The organism is Streptococcus sanguinis, assembly GCF_020729765.1.
Taxonomy (GTDB): Bacteria; Bacillota; Bacilli; order Lactobacillales; family Streptococcaceae; genus Streptococcus; species Streptococcus sanguinis_Q.
On sequence record NZ_JAJEPD010000043.1, the window covers coordinates 22,160 to 39,603 of the forward strand.

The following is a 17,444-nucleotide window of genomic DNA, read 5'->3' on the forward strand; positions in this document are numbered from 1 at the left end:
ACAAACTCCCAGCATATGAACGATTTCCCAACTTTTTGTACAGGGCAGTTGCCCTGCTATCTCCTAAACTTTTCCGGAGTGCCTTCCTACTGGTCCACTCCAGATCCTGCATCCACAGCATGAGCAAGCTCAAACATTGGCAGCATGACAGAGGCAACGATACCTCCGATGATAACCCCCATGACGATGATCATGGCTGGCTCCAAGAGTGAGAGCAACTGCTTGATAGCTGTTTCAAGTTCTTCTTCATAATAATCTGATGTCTTGACCAGCATGGACTCCAGAGACCCAGACTCCTCACCGATCTTGACCATAGAGAGCATCATGGGCGGGAAGAGACCGGTTGCGGTAATCATCCCTGTCAGACGTTCCCCTTTTTGCAGGCCTTCATTGGCTATCTTCATCTTTTCAATGACGACAGCGTTGTTGGTCGTTGCAGCAGCAGACTCAATAGCCTCGACCAGAGGAATACCTGCACTGGTCAGGATAGCCAAGGTGCTGGCAAAGCGAGCAGTAACAATCTTCTGCATTGGCCCCTTGATGACCGGCAGCCAAAGCTTAAGGCGGTCAAGCTGGTAGCGACCTGCCTCTGTGCTGCGATAGCGCAGGAAGAGGAAGACCAGAATCCCCGTCACACCGAAGAGAATATACCAGTAAGAGCGGACAAAGTTACTAGCTGCTAGCACAATACGCGTCGGTAGCGGCATGTCCATCCCACTCTGCTCAAAGATTCCTGAGAAGCTTGGGATAACGATATAGAGCAAAGCCAAGACTGCCGCTACAGCTAGAAAGGCCAGGACTGCGGGATAGATCATAGCCCCACGAATCTGGCGACTGGTTTTGAGCTCTTTGTTATAGTGCTCAGACATCTTTTCCAGTACTTCGTCCAGCTTACCAGTCTTTTCACCAGCCTGTACCATACGGATCAGGAGATCGGGAAACATCCCTTCCTGATCCAACATGGCCTTGGACAGCTGACTACCTTCTTTTAGGCTTTTACTGATAACCTTCAAACTTGCCTTCAAGTTTTTGGCATCTGTCTGCTGCTCTAAGATATCTACTGCATTGTTGAGCGGGATACCTGAGTTTAACATAACCGACATCTGCTTACAGAAGAGTGATATGTCCTTGAGCTTGATCTTCTTACTTTGGAAAAGGTTGATCTCCTTAGAGCCCATGACCTTTTCTTCGACACTGATTGGCTTCCCTTTGAGACGGATCCGATTGACGGCGTCTGTCCGGTTAGGAGCGTCCACCTCTAGTGTGACGACTCCTTGCCGAGTGTCTAAGTATTTACAAACATATACTGTCATGCTCTAGTACCCCACTATTCCTAGGGATTTTTCAACTTGAGCGCGGTCCACTGAGTAGGACAGCAGTGTTCTTTGATCGATGACATTGCGACGGTAGAGTCCCATGAGCGAAGTGTCCATAGTAATCATGCCTAGCTGAGCCCCTGTTTGGATTGGCGTCAGCAGCTGGTGGGTCTTCCCTTCGCGAATGAGGTTGCGAATAGCGGGTGTTCCCAGCATAATTTCAAAGGCGGCCACACGACCCTTGCCGGTCGCTGTACGCATGAGCTGCTGCGATACAACCCCTTCCATAACGGCTGAAAGCTGTACACGGATTTGCTCCTGCTGCTCGGCTGGAAATACGTCGATAATCCGGTCCATGGTGTTTACAGCACCGACCGTGTGGAGAGTTGACAGGACTAAGTGACCTGTTTCCGCCGCACGCAGAGCGATTTCAATCGTTTCCTTATCCCGCATCTCACCGACTAGGATGACATCCGGGTCCTGACGAAGGGCACCGCGGAGAGCATTTCCGAAACTTTGCGTATCCGCTCCCAGCTCACGTTGGTTGACCAAGCACTTATTATGCGTGTGCATATACTCGATTGGATCTTCAATCGTGATGATGTGCTCGTCCCGCAAGCTGTTCATGTAGTTGATCATGGTTGCCAGGGTCGTTGACTTTCCGCTTCCTGTTGGCCCGGTAACCAATATCAGCCCCCGGCGTTTCTCAGCCAGTTTTTTGATAACTGGTGGCAATCCCAGAGATTCCATAGATGGAATATCCTTGGGAATGACCCGCAAGGCAATCCCGCAGTTGTTTTTCTGCTTAAATATATTGACCCGCAAGCGATAGCCATTGTCGACCTCGTAGGCACAGTCCACTTCACCGACTTCTAAAAGATGGGCAATCTGCTTCTCATTTAAAATATGCTTGGTGAAGCGAACCGTGTCTTCGTTGGTCAAAATTGTATTGTTGAGTTGTGTTAACCTCCCGTGCAGACGCATGGTTGGCTCAGCGCCAACCGTGAAGTGGATATCTGATGCACCCGCTTCAATCGCCTGCTTAATTAACTCATCCAAATTCATCCTAAACTTCCCCTTCTAGACTAAAGGCAATCTTCATTGCTTCTTCAATCGTTGTAGTCCCCTGTTTTGCGATATCAATGGCCTCCTCCGCCAAGTCTCGCATACCATTTTTCTTAGCTTCTGCTCGAAGCTGTGCTGTTGTTCCACCATCATTAATTAGTGATTTAATCTCCCTTGTCACTGCCATGATTTCGTGGATAGCTATACGTCCATAGTATCCCGTGCCGCTGCAGTAGTTGCAGCCGCGTCCGCGATACAAGGTGTCGCCCTTGTGAATACCGATACCTGCATGTTCATTTGTTTCTACAGTATACTCAGTCTTACACTTAGGACAGATGCGCTTAATCAAGCGCTGTGCGATAATACCGACAGTCGCTGTTGATACCAGATAAGGCTTGATGCCCATATCGACCAAACGGTTGACTGTACTAGCTGTGTCATTGGTGTGGATAGTCGAGAGAACGACGTGACCAGTGATAGCGGCACGAACCGCGATACTAGCTGTCTCTTCGTCCCGAATTTCCCCCAAGAGAACGATGTCCGGGTCCTGACGCAGGATACTTCTCAAACCACTCGCAAAGGTCAGTCCAGCTTTGTTATTAACCTGAACTTGGTTGACCCCTTCCAATCGGTACTCAACCGGATCTTCAACAGTGATGATATTTTTTCCTACATCATTGAGCTCACGGAGCGCTGTGTAGAGAGTGGTTGTCTTTCCGCTTCCCGTAGGACCAGTCAGCAAGATAATGCCTTCTGGCGCCTTAAGAATATCTTCAAAGAGCTTCTGATTGGTTGGTGAGAATCCCAGCTCCTCTTTACTGAGGAGGGTTGCATTCCGGCTCAAAATCCGAATAACGATTTTTTCACCGAATACAGTAGGCAAGACTGAAACCCGCATATCGACTTCTTTGCCGTCGATGGTTGTCTCAATCCGTCCATCCTGAGGAATCCGCCGCTCGGCGATGTCCAGACCACTCATGATCTTAATCCGTGTCGCAATGGCTGAGTGAGCATTGGCTTTCAACTGCATGTTTTCCACCAAAGTCCCGTCAACCCGGAAACGAACACGAACAACTTTTTCAAAGGGCTCAATATGGATATCGCTGGTCCGCGTCTTGATTGCCTGACTGATAATCGAGTCAATCAAACGTACAACCGGAGCGTTTTTGATTTCGAGATCCTCTTCGATGATCTCTTCATCCACATTAAAACCTTCGATTTCGGTCGCTGCCTGTTGGGCTTCTTCTCCTTTAGAATAGTATTGATCAATATATTTCTCAATATCATCCCGAAAAGTTACATAAGGTTCTACCGCCATCTTAGAGACGATTTTAACGTCATCTAGGGCGATATAGTTGCTTGGGTCTGCCATTGCAACTATTAATTTCGGTTCTTCATCCGTTTCTCCATCGGTGAAGGCAATCGGAATCAATCCATGACGTTTAGCAACTTTTTCTGAAACCTTCTCGACAGCTTCCTTTTCTATCACAAACTGTGATAGATTGACATGAGGTACACGATAATAGTAACTCATGACTTTCAGCATATCTTCTTCTGTCACATAGCCCTTGCTGATTAGATATCTCTCTAACTGCATGTTTGATTGTGGCATATCTTGAAGAATTTCTTCTTTTTGAGCTGCCGTTATCAGATTGAATTGAACCAATATAGCGATTAGTGCCATTTGTTTCTCCTGTCTGTGATTTTTTTGTAAAAATCCTTCAATTCTTTCTATGCGTTAATAGATAACAGCTTTCTTAAAAAAATCTCCCTCGCTTAAAGTTTCCTTTAAGGTTTCTTTAAGCTTTTTAAGTTAGGCTAGTACATGGAAAATTTACCAATAGAACCAAACTTAATGTTTTAAGTTAGATGCTTTGAGCAGTATCTCCATTTGATAAACCTAGTAAACAATCCTTAAACCAATCCTAGGATTGATAAGGGCGTTTTAGATTTGTCAAAAGGGGCGCAAAAAAGCAGATGCCAAAAACATTTGTTCTTGCGTTCTTAAATACTATACAAAGCAAGTTCTCTTGCAAAATTTCTCATGCTTTTAGATGCAGGTTAAACCGTGTGTGTGTGAAGTTGGTTTAACCCGAATCATCAAGCAGCCAGTGCCATAAGATAAGAATTCTTATCTTATGGTTTTTCTTTTTACCGATATGCATATTTTGGTAGGAAATGCTAGGAACAAAAGCTTTATTGCTTTAAAAAACATTTACCTATCACAGTATATGACATAATCGACATCTTGTCAACAGGTTTGCCTCGAAAAAAATGATTGCATTTAAAAAAATGTTTGATTTTGACAAAACCTTGTTATATCAAGCTTTTTGACACTTTTTTAAAGCGTTTTTTTACTTCGAGGATAAAAAAACAGCAAATTTTTTTGAGGAAATTTCCCCTTTACTGCTTCTTTTTCAACCTTCAGATGGACAGTGTGACAGCATCTGTCCTTTTCTGATCGGTAGTCGATATGCTTAGGAAAGGCGCTTCAGGACAAGGCTTAGCAAGCTTTGCCTGTTTCTTCCTACCCAATAGTATATGCTAAAGAAAAAGCATTGTCAATGCATTTGCATTTTATTAGATGTAAAACCTATCTAAAAATGCACAATGTACTCAGCTTGTCTATTTTTTATAGAAAAACCACAAAATCAAAAAGCTAGAATTTTCAGACAGAGAAATAAAGAAATTAAATAAGAAGAAAATCATAAAAATAGAACCAGTTAAGCGATGGAAATTAGACTGTATAACGAAAAACAGCCCGAAATATCGGACTGCAGAGATATAATTTACACTAGTACTATTTAAGTATGAGGTTTTAAATCGCCCTCTCCACCTATACACCACTCTTCGTGCTCTTCCAAGCTGCTATCCGTCTGGATAGTGATTTTGGTGATACCGTAAGCTTGCAGTTCTTGACGCAGAGTAGTCTGGGTCTCGGCCAGCAGATCTGGATTTTCAAGACAGATATGGATCATGGCAAATTTTTCTAAACCGTCTGTGGTCCAGACATTGAGCTGGGTAATAGTCTGAACGTTTTCAACCGCCAAAATTTCCTGATAAAGCTGGCTCAGATCAATATCGCTTGGGATGTGATCCAGAAAAATCTTGATGTTTTCCCAGAACTTAGGCAGGGCCTTGCTGAGGATGAAGCCCGCAATGAGCAGGGAGAGCAGCGGATCTAGAAAATACCAGTCGGTAAAGCGCAGAACGATAGAGACCAGAATAACAGCCACCCAGCCCAAAATGTCCTCTAAGAAATGCAGACTGAGAATAGACTCATTATGACTGTGTCCATGCCCATGGCCGACTACCTTGCTGGCTGCTAGATTGACTATAATGGCGAAAATACCCAGCACCAGCATGCCGTCATAATTGACCTTTTCAGGCGCAAAAATCTTGGGAACATTTTCGATAATCACCAAGGTTGAGCCGACTAGCAAGATGACCGAGGTCAGCAGGGCTCCCAAAAGGCTGTAGCGCTTGTAGCCCAGAGTATATTTCTTGTCTTCTTTTTTATTAGAAATTTTTTCAAAAAGGGTGGAAAGTCCGATGGCCATCGCATCTCCCGTGTCATGCACGGCATCGGCTAATACAGCGCTGGAATTGAACATAAAGCCAAAGATAAACTCAAGAATGGCAAAGGAAAAGTTTAACAGAAAGGCAATAGTCATATTTTTACTAGATTTCACGGCAGCCTCCTTTCGGTTTGGCTAAATTTATAGTATAATGTAATCAAAACGGAACACCTTGTTCAGTTTTTCTCATCTTTATTATCCCTTATTCTCAGAAAGGAAACAAGAAGCAATTGAGGGGCTTTGTCTGTTACTGAACAATCCTGCTCTTTTGTTCCGAAATGCTATGGACAGACGAGTCAAGAAATCACGCGCAGCTATTTACCAAGCTTTTATCAGCCTGCTGCATCAAAAAAGTTATGAAAGCATTACAGTGCAAGAAATCATCGACCTGGCAGACGTTGGCCGGTCGACTTTTTATGCCCACTTCGATACCAAGGAAGCCTTGCTAGAGGAGGTTTGCCAAGACCTCTTTCAGCATACCTTTATTGAGCGCGATGACGGCAAGGATCTCTTTGAAGCAACCACCCACATTTTCAAGCATTTCCAAAAGAATCAGGACAAGATTGCAACCTTGCTGCTTTCGAAAAATATCTATTTCACCAATCGCTTAAAGATTGAGCTGGAAAATTATCTCTTTCCGATGATTCAGGAACAACTCCTGCAGAAAAAATCTCAGCTGCCAGAGCCCTTTCTAAGAAATTATGTGACTTCTACCTTTGTGGAGACTGTCAGCTGGTGGCTCCAGCAGAAGAAAACATTGCCAGAAACAGTTATCAGCCAGTATTTTCTGGATTTGATGGACTGATTTTATTTTGATATTTATATAGGAGGAAACTTAACTTTATGAAAAAGCAACATTCGAAATTTTTGCTCCCAGGTATTCTGATGGTGGGGGTTGTCCTGCGGGCACCTTTTGCTGTGCTGCCTGTTGTGCTGGGCGATATTGCCAAGGGGCTGCAAGTTCCCGTCAACTCTCTGGGACTGCTGACTAGCCTGCCCTTGATCATGTTTGCTCTTTGCTCAGCCTTTTCCCCACGCCTGGCTCAAAAGGTCGGACTGGAAAAGCTCTTTACAATAGCCATGATTGTGCTGACTCTGGGCTCTTTTATTCGTATCTTTAACCTGCCTCTACTCTACGCAGGTACAATCATGCTAGGGGCTGCCATTGCTGTCTTAAATGTGCTCCTGCCTAATGTCATTCAGGCTAATCAGCCAGGGAAAATTGGATTTTTAACCACGCTTTATATCACTTCTATGGGACTGGCCATCTCAGTCATGTCTCCCTTGGCTGCGCCTATTGTCCGCTTAGCTGGCTGGAAAGGATTGATTCTCGTCCTGACCCTCATCTGCTTACTGGCCTGCTTAATCTGGCTGCCTAACAGCCGTCACAATCACAAGCTAACTAGTAAAAATCGTGAACAGCAAATGGGCTCTCTGCTAACAAATCCTAGAGTATGGGCTTTGATTGTTTTCGGCGGCCTGCAGTCCTTACTCTTTTATACGGCTATCACTTGGCTGCCGACTCTTGGTCAGTTGGCAGGACTTTCCAATGATGCTACTGGTTTCTTGGCCTCTGTCTTTTCCTTTATCAGCCTTCCTTTAGCCATGACGATACCTAGTCTGACAACGCGTCTATCCGCTAAAAAACGCTTGGGGATGATCGCTCTCTTTTCTGCAACCGGTATGGTTGGTCTGGGTATGCTGCTGGTCAAGACAGATTCCTTTGTCTACTGGCTCATCCTCAATCTGCTAATCGGTATGTCCGTCAGCGCCCTCTTCCCCTACCTCATGGTCACTTTCTCACTCAAAACCAGTACTCCTGAGCAAACCGCTCAGCTATCTGGCTTAGCCCAGACTGGTGGCTATATTCTGGCCGCCTTTGGACCTAGCCTCTTTGGATACAGCTTTGATTTATTCCATTCCTGGACTCCAGCCATCCTCATTCTCATTGGTTTGGCTGCCATCGTGACACTAACACTCTTTTACATTGAGAAGTTTGACAAGATATAGTAAAGACGAAAAAACGCTTAGAAATCCTAAGCGTTTTTGCAATAGTTGAGGCACTCTTCCAGGTCCACATCCCGCTCTAAGTGCTCTGGTGTCCAAGGAATCAAGATATCCGGTTCAACTCCCCTGTCATTCATGCCCTTTCCTTGATCAATTCTAGTGTCACGTGAAGTGGGAAACAGGAGCTCATAGTCACCAAAATCCTTCACGCAGCAATTGGAATAATCTAAAATTCCCATAGTCGGACGCCCTAGGACCGTAACCTTGGGCATCTTTTTCATAGTATCAACAAAATTATCACCTGAAGACCCACAGGTAACATCTGCTAGTACAAAGACTTTTTCAGGTCGAGCTAGGCCTAGGACGCCTGGCAGAAAGTTTTGATTGCTGTCCTCATCGCCATAGAGGACATAACCTTTTCCCCGATTCTCTTCCAACTCTTTTAGAAATTCTTTGAGAATCTGGTGAGTTTCTGCTGACAAGTTTGGATCTTCTAGGATATTTTGCATCAGTTGCTGACGCAAATCAACATTTCTATCGGTATAGAGAATCTCCATCCCATCATCGCTTGGCAAATCTAAGTCACTGAAGGCCTTCCCCTGAGGGAGAGCATATTTGAAAAGTGGATAATAAAGCGAGTCCGTCCCGCCATAATTGACTCGAACATCAATGATTAAATACTTGGCCTGCTCAATAGCTGCTTGGCTGTCTGCATATAGCTGACTGATAGCAGCCTCATCCGTAAAATCTTCTAACTTGAGATAAACGATGTCCTCAGAAAGTCTGCGCCATTCAAACTGCAGTGGCTTATTTGGGTGAGCGGTTGGCTGAACATGCAGTTGCTCTTCCTTGCCATTGCGTACTACCGTAACTTCTCCGGCGTGCCCCACAAAGTAAGCCCACTCCTTGTGCTGCCGCTCTGGTGTGGAACTGACAAAATAATCCTTGTGCTCTTGATAAACCTGAGGCAAGATTTTCCCATCCAAGGCCAGAATCTGGTCTCCACGTTTCAGCCCCGTGTCACTATTTGCCTGCAGGACATAGAGGCGATCGTGGTAGTATCTCAGCTTAAAACCGGGCGTTTGCGTTTCCTTAAGTCCAAACCAAACATGAGACAAAATTCCAAAACTGGCTATATAACAATGCATCTGGTAAAGAAAGTCCTCTTGGCTCATCTGGTCTGTGATACGCGCTCGATATTCTTCGGGATTTGCACCCAGAATGTCTTTCTTTGTAGAGGAATCCTCTCGCATAATTTCTACGACTTGCTCAAAAATCTCTGTTTTCTTCATCTTTTACTCCTTCTTCCAAGTATCCTCGTCATCCAGCAAGCCTCGCTTGGGCATTTTTGAGACATGACGATTGCTGGCCACATAAAAGCCCAAAGGCTCCTCCCGCCAGGTATCTGTACAGGTCACGCCAATCCGCGGACGACTGGTAATCTGATTGGGAGTCAGATCATGGGCTAATTGCAGACTGGAGGTCGCTAAACTCTGTCCATCAAAGCGCTTATCAATCCCAGCATACTTGGTTAACTTGCCAGGGCCGTTAGCTAAAAGTCGGCCATCCGGCAGCTCCAAGGCTCGAATCAGTACGGCTTCGGCCACATTTTCAGGCTTGGTCACCAGATTCAGCATCTGATGGCCATGAATCTGATAGACATACCAGTGACCAGCTGATAGATACATAGATTCATTCTTAGGGGAGCGGCGCCCTCTAGCTGAATGACAGGCACTGTCCTGACTTCCTAGATAGGCTTCTGTTTCGACAATCCGGCCCAACTTCTGGCCATTTAGAATCAGCTGCATACCTAACAAAGCTCGCGCTGCTGCAACTGTGTCTGTCTCGATTAGTTTCTGAAAATCTCTTGATAACATAGGTTGATTATAGCATGATTTCTCCATTTACAGAGGAAAAGAAATGTTGCAAAAATGTTATTTTTCTCCTTCTCATGGACAAGAATTTTGTTACAAAACAATTACGCACTAAATAAGCGAAAAATCGTGAAAAAGCTTATAAAATCTATGCATTATCTATTTATCGTACATATATTTTGTAACATTTTTATTAACAGAGTATGTTATTTATGTATCAATCCAGTTTTTCATTGCTTCAAATGAAATATTTGTTTAATATTATACTAGAAGGAGGGGTAAGATGAAAAAATTATCTAAAATTTCTTTATTTTTATTACCACTAATTGCACTTTTCTTTTTAGCAGCTTGCGGAAATTCTGCGGATAAGAAGACTGAAGAAAGCTCAAGTTCCAGCTCAAGCATATCTTCTTCATCTAAAGCTAAGACAAGCTCTAGTAGCACATCTGAAGAAAGCGGTAGTGCCAAAGTCAACGTAAACGGCGGTGATACTAGCGTTAATGTAAATAGCGATGACGAGAGCGGCGATGCTTCTGTTGAAACTAACGGAGACGGTAGTGCTAATGTACAAACTGACAACGCTGGTGTTAGCGTAAATGAAGATGGTGTCCATGTTCAAGGCGGCGGTGTTGATGTTAAGGTCGGCAGCGATGGATCTGTCAATATCCAAACACCTTAATTGAAAAACATGTTTCGATTATTATAATTCATAAAAACCGAGTTTTGCTCGGTTTTTTGATTTTCTCCTGCGCATTTAAAAAGACTTGCAAAACATTATAAACACTTGTAAAAGCTTATCTGTCGTGTTATACTCTATTTAGAAAAGCAAGGAGGGACAGGCATGTACCAAGAACAACGCTTAGCTGAAATTTTAGAGCTCTTGGCTGAGAAAAAACAGCTGTCAGCCAAGGATATGATTGAACATTTTCAGGTCTCTAAAGATACTATTCGGCGAGATTTTTCAATTTTAAGCGAGCGTAGGCTTGTGCAACGCACCCACGGAGGTATTATCCCGCTGGATACTAGCCGGCAAATCCCCTCCTTTAATGACCGCATCAACCGACTAAGTCAAGAAAAAAAGGCTATTGCCCAGAAGGCCCATGACTTTCTCAAGCCGGGGCAGATTGCTTTCTTTGATGTCTCAACCATCGTTCTCCATCTGGCCCAGCGCATCAAGGAGCCTATGACAATCTACTCCCATTCTCTGGATAATGCAATCATGCTGAGCAGTCAGGACAAAGTGGACTTTCATCTCTTAGGTGGGAAATTTTATCCCAAAAACCGCTTCTACTACGCACTCAATGAAGCAGAGCTGCTGGAGCAAATTTCCTTTGACATTGCCTTTATAGGGGCAGCCAGTGTCTCTGACGGTCTGGTCAGTTTTGAAGACGAGGCTGATGCTCACCTGAAAAGACTGGCTTTGAAGCACGCCAAGACTAAGATTCTGCTGGCTGAGCAAGACAAATGGCAGAAAGAATCTAAGTACATCCTGAGTCCTGTCAGCGACTTTGACTACTGGATTACGGACCAAGAGCCCAGCCCTAAAGTCCAAGAATTAATCGGAGACAAGGTTAAAATAATTTATTAAATCGATCTTTTAGACACAAAGGAGGAAGAGCTATGACAAACCAACCGATTCGCCTGATTATCAGCGACATTGACGGCACCATTTTGGACGACCAGCATCAAGTGGATCCTAAGCTCAAGGATATCATTCCCCTGCTAAGCCGAGAAAAAATCCCTTTCGTCCTCGCTTCTGCTCGCTCTCCTCTAGGCATGGAGCCCATTGCCCGTGAGCTGGGACTGGGAGATAATCCGTTAGCCTGCTACAATGGCGCTCTGGTCATCAAGGGCGACCCGCAAGCTTATGAGACCATTATCGAGCACCCTCTGGATAAGGAAGAAATCCGCACTTTTCTGGAATTTGTCAAGGCTGAATTTCCTAGTGTGTCCATCAATCTCTACTCTGGTAAGGATTGGATCGCTGACCGTCTGGATAAGTGGGTGCAGATAGAGGCTGAGATTACAGGTGAGCAGCCGATAATTCAGAATGTGTTAATGCCGGTGCTGGATGTTCTAATGCCTGCTCACAAGTTACTCCTCATTGATGAAGTGCCTGTCATCCAGAAACTTTACGGCTACCTACAGACCTTAGAATTTCCCAAGACAGCCTTCTACCTTTCTAAGGACAACTACATGGAAGTCACGGCCAAGCATGTATCCAAGGAGCAAGCCTTGTACGAAATTGCCCAGCACTACCAAGTGCCTCTAGAGCAGGTCATGACAATCGGAGACAACTTCAATGACCTTCCTATGCTGCGCTTGGCTGGACTTGGAGTCGCTATGGGCAATGCCCCCGAAGCAGTCAAAACCGAAGCAAAAGCCGTCACCAAAAGCAACAATGAGCACGGAGTTGCAGAAGCTGTAGAAAAGTATGTTTTGATATAACGCAAAAAATCTGCTCAAGGGCAGATTTTTTTATTGATGATAGTCATAAGCCTGGCGAGGACTGCCATCAGCCACATAAATAATGCCACACTCCCTAAAGCCGTAGTTCAGCACAGCAGCCTGCATAGCTTGATTGTCCGCATGGGTATCGATTCGCAAGTAGGGAATCTGCTGGCGGCAAAAATCAAAGACCTGACGGGACAGGCCTCTGACTTGCCCGTTCGAAGTGATGCGGTGAATGGTGCCGTAAGGCTCTGCAAAATGCCAGGTTCCCTTTTCGATGACCTGATAGGTCGGGTCTTCTCCAATGATAAAGGCAAAGGTACCAACCGGCCGCCCTTCTTCCTCGACAACAAAGGAGTGGCCAGTCGCAATGTCATCCTCAATCAAGCTCGCGCTGGGATAGCCTCCATCCCACTGAGTCGGATTGCCTTGGTCTTTCATGAACTGACGAGCCACATCATAAATCGCCATAATGGCTGGGATATCTTCTGTTTGGGACAAACGAATCTTCATCTTTCCTCCTTTATAAAAATAAGGCTGGAAAGTCCCAACCTTATTTGAATTCTTCTGGTTTGCCAGTATACTGAGACCATTCCTTAGTGAAGAAGCGGTCATTGATCTGATAGTTTGGCGCCGGCTGTGGATTGGCTACAAAAGGATCAACAGCCTTGTCAAAGGCCAGCCAGCCATTCCAGCCCATGTGGATAGTGTCCTGCATGAAGTAAGGCTTGTCGCCGTCCTTAGAAAAATCAGCGATGTTGGTAAAACCCTGACTTTCCAGCTGGTAGCGAATCTTGGCAACCGTCCGCTGGTACATTTCAGGACTGAGTCCTGTATACTCCATCCACTTAGAATTGACCGGTGGAATGATGAAGATGACATTAGTCTTTGACTTGGCGAACTGGTCCAGAACCAGCTGCAAGTCGTTGTACTCAGGAGATTTTTCATAAGATTGCTTGGTCTGAAAACCTCTGAGCTTGGCAACCTTGCCGGCCAGACGTGTTTTGTAAAATTGATTGTCTATGCCAAATTGATTGTTATTGGTCTTCTTCTTGGCTTCTGCTGTGGAAATCTCTTCCAAAGCCTGATAGGAGAAGGTGTCTGGCAAATCAGCCATATAAGGCAAAATTCGCTGGTCATAATTTTCATTATTAAGGGCAGCAAAGTTGCTAAAAAAAGCATCTTGACGCTCATTAAGATGAGCCATCATCTCAATATGGCGCTCTTCAAAGCTGCTCAGCTTTTTACCTTCAGACAGCTTCTGGACACTCTCTGCCATAGCAACATCTGGATAAAGCTGCAGGAGGCGCTGGGCTGCATATTGCGCAGCCGCATCTCCTTGCTGCTGAGACAGATAAGCCGTCAGCTGATCACTGTTGAAGTACTGCTGAAAGGCCGAAGCATCATAGCCAGTCTTGGTAAACCACTGGGGCGACACTACATAGACCGCCGTTTGCCCCTCCAGCTCAGAGGACATCTGCTGCATACCAAAGTACTGATTAAATGATGCTGCCCCGCGCTGGCCTAGAAAATAAGGCCGATAGGAGCGGTTGTATTTCTCAGCCAGCACTGCCGGATGCATGCTATCAAAGCGCAGCCATTCACTAGAGCCAAAGAAGGGAACAAAGCGCATCTTCTTATCGGTCAAGGCTGTCACCTTCTTGCTGCGGCTCTTGAAGTTTTCTGCTGTCAGGGTCACTGCCGAGCGCTTCTCTGCTTCTATATCATGCTTTTTATCAAGCGGATAGAAGAAAAAGAGCAGGGCAACCATGGCCATGGCGCAGAAAACCGGCCCCAGAATCAGCCAGAGTCGTTTAAGCATTGCGAAGCTCCGTTACGCCTTCAACGATTTTATTGGCTGTGTTCCAGTCATCACGGCCAAACTCTGACACTGGCACGCGAATGTCAAAACGGTTTTCCAGCTCAACAATCAGCTCGACCGTCCCCATACTGTCTAGGACACCAGCGTCAAACAAATCCTCGTCCATCATGTCTGACACATCTTCCATAAATAGTTCTTCAATAATTTCAATTACTTCTGCTTTTATATCCATTTTTCTTCCTCATTCATTTTTATTTTTTAAACCAAAGCTCATTTAAAAATCCCGAAAAGATCAAAAATGAGAACATGACTGCGTGAAAGGTCACCACAATCCCCAAAGCTTGAGTCCATTTATTGTCTGGCAGAGGCGGAAGCCCCTTAGCCTTGCGCTCTTTGTTTAGCGTTTTCTTCTTGCGCAGCCAGGCATCATTGACGACCAGTCCAGCTCCATGAAAGAGACCGTAAGCGATATAGTACCAGGTCACGCCATGCCAGAAGCCCATAATCAGCATGTTAATCAGATAGGCCACACTAGAGGTCGTGTTGCGGTTTTTAAAGACCTTATTGCGCATCAGGACCATGACCAGCCGCATAAAGACAAAGTCACGGAACCAAAAGGACAGACTCATGTGCCAGCGATTCCAAAATTCTTTCAAATCGCGTGAGAGAAAGGGCTTATCAAAGTTGATAGGGCTCTTGATTCCCATGAGATTGGAAATAGCTAGCGCAAACATCGAATATCCGGCAAAGTCAAAGAAGAGATCCAGACCAAAGACATACATAACGCCCAGAGTTCCCAGATTAAAGAAACCGCCGGTATAGAGAGCGTAGGTCTTGACATGACCCAGCAGCAGATGTCCAAAGATATGGGCTAGGATAAACTTGTAAAGGAAGCCTAGCATGATATACTTGACAGACTGCTCTAGCATATCCAGCAGCTCATCGCGCTCGGGAATGTTCAAATAGTCTTCATTGAAACGCTTGAAACGATCAATGGGGCCACTCGAAAAGGTCGGCATGAAGAGCAGGAAACGCAAGAACTCCCAGAGCGTGAACTCTGTCAAAACTCCATCCCGCATCTCAATCATCATCCCTACCGAGCGAAAGGTCAGATAAGAAATCCCTAAAAAGCCAAAGAGAGACTGATGGCCACTGATTGCGGGCTCTACCTTGACAAGCACAAGCGGCAGAACCGCCAGCAAGGTATGCAGATAAAAAATCCACTTGCTATCCCGCGACCGGCGATAGAGCTTGTATGAATAAACCCAGACTATCTGCCAGATGACATAGCCTAACAAAGCACAAAGCTGCGCCAGACTAGGACCTGTCAGCATCAGGACGATAAAGACCAAGCTGACCAAGGCTTCATAAAGGGGAAAACGTTTCTTAAAGAAAAGTCCGACAAAGATTGGCAGAACTGCCAGAACGATATAGACAAAGTAAACTGGGTTACCGTAGGGTTCCAAGTGAGGCAGCTGTTTCAAGAAATCCATCATCGCTTATTGACCTCGCTAATCAGCCCCTTAATGTCAATCTTGCCATTCGGGGTCAGAGGCAGGGTCTCTCGATAGAGGAACTTGGACGGCATCATATAGGACATCATGATATCCTGCAGATCTTCCTTGATTGCCTTGGTAATATCGATTTCCCGCTCAAACTGTTCAGCCACACCGTCTTTGAGAATGACATAGGCTAGCAGATTTTGGACCTTGTGGTCCTTATTGTAGCGGGGCACTGCCACTGCAGATTCAATGTATTTCGATTTGTTCAGATTCTGAGACACATCCTCCAGCTCAATACGGAAACCATTAAACTTGATCTGGAAGTCCATCCGGCCGCCGTAAAGCAGCAGGCCTTCATCTGTCATCGAGCCGACATCTCCTGTATGATAGGCTGGCAGACCTTCAAATTCAAAGAAGGCCTCCGCTGTCTTCTCAGGATTATTCAGATAGCCTTTGGATACGGCTGGACCGCAGACGATGATTTCTCCCTGCTGGCCATTCGGTACCTTCTGCCCTTCTTCGTCAATGACAAAGGTCGGAGAGTCAGCCTTGGTATAGCCAATCGGCAGGCGCTTGCAATTTTGCAGCATCTCATCTGTTACTGCTACTGCAGACAGAGCCACTGTTGCCTCAGTCGGGCCATATGCATTGATAATGCGAGCTTGAGGGAAGCGATCGCGCAGCTTCTGAGCTGTCTTGACCGTCAACTCCTCGCCGTCAAAGTAGAAATGCGTCAGCTGAGGCAGCTTCTGGCTGTTAAAGTCATCCGACAGCAAGGCCATATCCGCGAAAGAAGGCGTCGACGTCCAGATAGCAATAGGCAGACTGAGAATCGTATCAAACAGCTGCTTGAAATCCTGAGTCACAGCCGAAGGCAGGGCAAAAAGAGTCCCTCCCAAGGCCAAAGTCGGTGCCCAATACATGACCGACAAATCAAAAGAATAAGGAGGCTGAGCCAACATTTGAGGACGATCCGGAGTCGCAAACTCCTTATCTGTAATCATCCAATTCGTAAAGCTGAGCAAATTATTGTGGGAAATCTGTACTCCCTTAGGTTTGCCAGTTGTTCCTGATGTGAAAATGATGTAATAATTATCATCTCCCTGCACCGGATGGCTAAGCTCATAGGATGCTCCCTCTCTGAAAGCCGTCTGAACTTGCTCCGCACTGAAAATAGGCGCTGCCACATCTGCCAGCGGAAAATCATTGATAGCAATAATCAAGCTTGGCTCAGCAACTTCCACAATCGCTGCCACGCGCTCCAAGGCTGAGTGGCTGTCGATAGGAATGTAAGCATGACCAGACTTGGTCAAGGCCACAAAAGTAGCCAGCATTTCGTATTCCTGACCGCCAAAGACCACAACCGGAGACTTGTCAGGAAGTCCCAGACGGTCAATCTGAGCCGCCAACGAATCGGAATCCTTCTTTAAATCGCCATAAGTATGAACTTGACCTAAAATATCATAAACCGGGAAATCCGGCTGCACCTGAGCAAAATGCTCAATCGCTTCAATCATATCATGTATCACTTTATTTGACATTATTTCCTACTCTCTCACATTAAAATTCATTATAGATAAAGCCACCCTGACCCTGACCCAGATAGCTAAAGAAATAAAGCAAGGCCAGAAAGATAACAAAATATAGTAGGGTTTGGCCCAAAAACTTATATAGGGTTTGATGTTTTTTCATTGATCTCTCTTATATTTTTAGTTAGACTTACACCATTTTACCATTTTATGGAAGATGTTTTCAACACAAAAGCTAAGGAAGGTGTAAAGTTCTTGTAAGTAAGAAAGGTACTTTGATGTGCCTTATAAACAGCCATT

At 45.3% G+C, this 17,444-nt stretch carries 17 protein-coding genes; 5 read left to right on the forward strand and 12 right to left on the reverse strand.

Going from position 1 to position 17,444, the window contains the following annotated elements; all coding sequences use genetic code 11:
• Window positions 1-86: 86 nt before the first annotated feature.
• The 4 genes from K4H96_RS05945 to K4H96_RS05960 form a co-directional block, all read right to left on the reverse strand.
• Window positions 87-1,313, reverse strand: coding sequence for a type II secretion system F family protein (locus K4H96_RS05945; protein ID WP_223338072.1), 1,227 nt, complete (start codon window positions 1,311-1,313; stop codon window positions 87-89).
• 3 nt (window positions 1,314-1,316) lie between these two features.
• A complete protein-coding gene (locus tag K4H96_RS05950) occupies window positions 1,317-2,381 on the reverse strand; it encodes a type IV pilus twitching motility protein PilT (protein ID WP_002899359.1) in 1,065 nt (354 codons plus the stop codon).
• Window position 2,382: 1 nt separating this feature from the next.
• Window positions 2,383-4,065: a GspE/PulE family protein gene (locus K4H96_RS05955; protein WP_223338071.1), complete on the reverse strand. Its 1,683-nt coding sequence runs from the start codon at window positions 4,063-4,065 to the stop codon at window positions 2,383-2,385.
• 1,120 nt (window positions 4,066-5,185) lie between these two features.
• Window positions 5,186-6,073: a cation diffusion facilitator family transporter gene (locus K4H96_RS05960; RefSeq protein ID WP_223338070.1), complete on the reverse strand. Its 888-nt coding sequence runs from the start codon at window positions 6,071-6,073 to the stop codon at window positions 5,186-5,188.
• 169 nt (window positions 6,074-6,242) lie between these two features.
• Here K4H96_RS05960 and K4H96_RS05965 point away from each other — a divergent pair, with 169 nt between their 5' ends.
• Both K4H96_RS05965 and K4H96_RS05970 read left to right on the forward strand, forming a co-directional pair.
• On the forward strand, window positions 6,243-6,764 hold the full coding sequence (locus K4H96_RS05965; RefSeq protein ID WP_223338069.1) for a TetR/AcrR family transcriptional regulator: 522 nt from the start codon (window positions 6,243-6,245) through the stop codon (window positions 6,762-6,764).
• Between the two features lie 38 nt (window positions 6,765-6,802).
• Complete coding sequence (locus tag K4H96_RS05970; protein ID WP_223338068.1) at window positions 6,803-7,969, forward strand: CynX/NimT family MFS transporter; 1,167 nt, start codon at window positions 6,803-6,805, stop codon at window positions 7,967-7,969.
• A 26-nt stretch (window positions 7,970-7,995) separates the two neighbouring features.
• On the opposite strand, the gene K4H96_RS05975 is transcribed toward K4H96_RS05970, so the two are convergent.
• Window positions 7,996-9,258 carry a S41 family peptidase gene (locus K4H96_RS05975; RefSeq protein WP_223338067.1) on the reverse strand — a complete coding sequence of 421 codons (1,263 nt, stop codon included), beginning with the start codon at window positions 9,256-9,258 and terminating at the stop codon, window positions 7,996-7,998.
• Between the two features lie 3 nt (window positions 9,259-9,261).
• On the reverse strand, window positions 9,262-9,843 hold the full coding sequence (locus K4H96_RS05980; protein WP_032915416.1) for a DNA-3-methyladenine glycosylase: 582 nt from the start codon (window positions 9,841-9,843) through the stop codon (window positions 9,262-9,264).
• A gap of 280 nt (window positions 9,844-10,123) precedes the next feature.
• Between K4H96_RS05980 and K4H96_RS05985 the strand changes: the two genes are divergently transcribed.
• The 3 genes from K4H96_RS05985 (at window position 10,124) to K4H96_RS05995 (ending at window position 12,288) form a co-directional block, all read left to right on the forward strand.
• Window positions 10,124-10,519 (forward strand): hypothetical protein, encoded by a 396-nt coding sequence (locus K4H96_RS05985; protein WP_223338066.1) that lies wholly within the window; start codon window positions 10,124-10,126, stop codon window positions 10,517-10,519.
• 162 nt (window positions 10,520-10,681) lie between these two features.
• Window positions 10,682-11,428: a DeoR/GlpR family DNA-binding transcription regulator gene (locus tag K4H96_RS05990; protein ID WP_223338065.1), complete on the forward strand. Its 747-nt coding sequence runs from the start codon at window positions 10,682-10,684 to the stop codon at window positions 11,426-11,428.
• Between the two features lie 32 nt (window positions 11,429-11,460).
• Window positions 11,461-12,288 (forward strand): Cof-type HAD-IIB family hydrolase, encoded by an 828-nt coding sequence (locus K4H96_RS05995; protein ID WP_223338064.1) that lies wholly within the window; start codon window positions 11,461-11,463, stop codon window positions 12,286-12,288.
• A gap of 30 nt (window positions 12,289-12,318) precedes the next feature.
• On the opposite strand, the gene K4H96_RS06000 is transcribed toward K4H96_RS05995, so the two are convergent.
• The 6 genes from K4H96_RS06000 to K4H96_RS06025 are packed head-to-tail and all read right to left on the reverse strand — an operon-like array spanning window position 12,319 to window position 17,307.
• Window positions 12,319-12,804 carry a GNAT family N-acetyltransferase gene (locus K4H96_RS06000; RefSeq protein ID WP_223338063.1) on the reverse strand — a complete coding sequence of 162 codons (486 nt, stop codon included), beginning with the start codon at window positions 12,802-12,804 and terminating at the stop codon, window positions 12,319-12,321.
• A 40-nt stretch (window positions 12,805-12,844) separates the two neighbouring features.
• The gene (gene dltD, locus K4H96_RS06005) at window positions 12,845-14,113 is read right to left on the reverse strand and encodes a D-alanyl-lipoteichoic acid biosynthesis protein DltD (RefSeq protein ID WP_223338062.1); all 1,269 of its coding nucleotides are present in this window, start codon (window positions 14,111-14,113) and stop codon (window positions 12,845-12,847) included.
• Window positions 14,106-14,345, reverse strand: a complete 240-nt coding sequence (dltC, locus tag K4H96_RS06010; RefSeq protein ID WP_002894204.1) for a D-alanine--poly(phosphoribitol) ligase subunit DltC — start codon at window positions 14,343-14,345, stop codon at window positions 14,106-14,108. Before dltC ends, dltD begins: the two co-directional genes overlap by 8 nt.
• A 19-nt stretch (window positions 14,346-14,364) precedes the next feature.
• Window positions 14,365-15,609, reverse strand: a complete 1,245-nt coding sequence (dltB, locus tag K4H96_RS06015) for a D-alanyl-lipoteichoic acid biosynthesis protein DltB (protein WP_002899375.1) — start codon at window positions 15,607-15,609, stop codon at window positions 14,365-14,367.
• Window positions 15,606-17,156 carry a D-alanine--poly(phosphoribitol) ligase subunit DltA gene (gene dltA / locus K4H96_RS06020; protein WP_023917120.1) on the reverse strand — a complete coding sequence of 517 codons (1,551 nt, stop codon included), beginning with the start codon at window positions 17,154-17,156 and terminating at the stop codon, window positions 15,606-15,608. Before dltA ends, dltB begins: the two co-directional genes overlap by 4 nt.
• Window positions 17,157-17,175: 19 nt before the next feature.
• Entirely contained in the window at window positions 17,176-17,307 is a 132-nt protein-coding gene (locus tag K4H96_RS06025; RefSeq protein ID WP_002894209.1) for a teichoic acid D-Ala incorporation-associated protein DltX, read from the reverse strand.
• Window positions 17,308-17,444 lie beyond the last annotated feature (137 nt).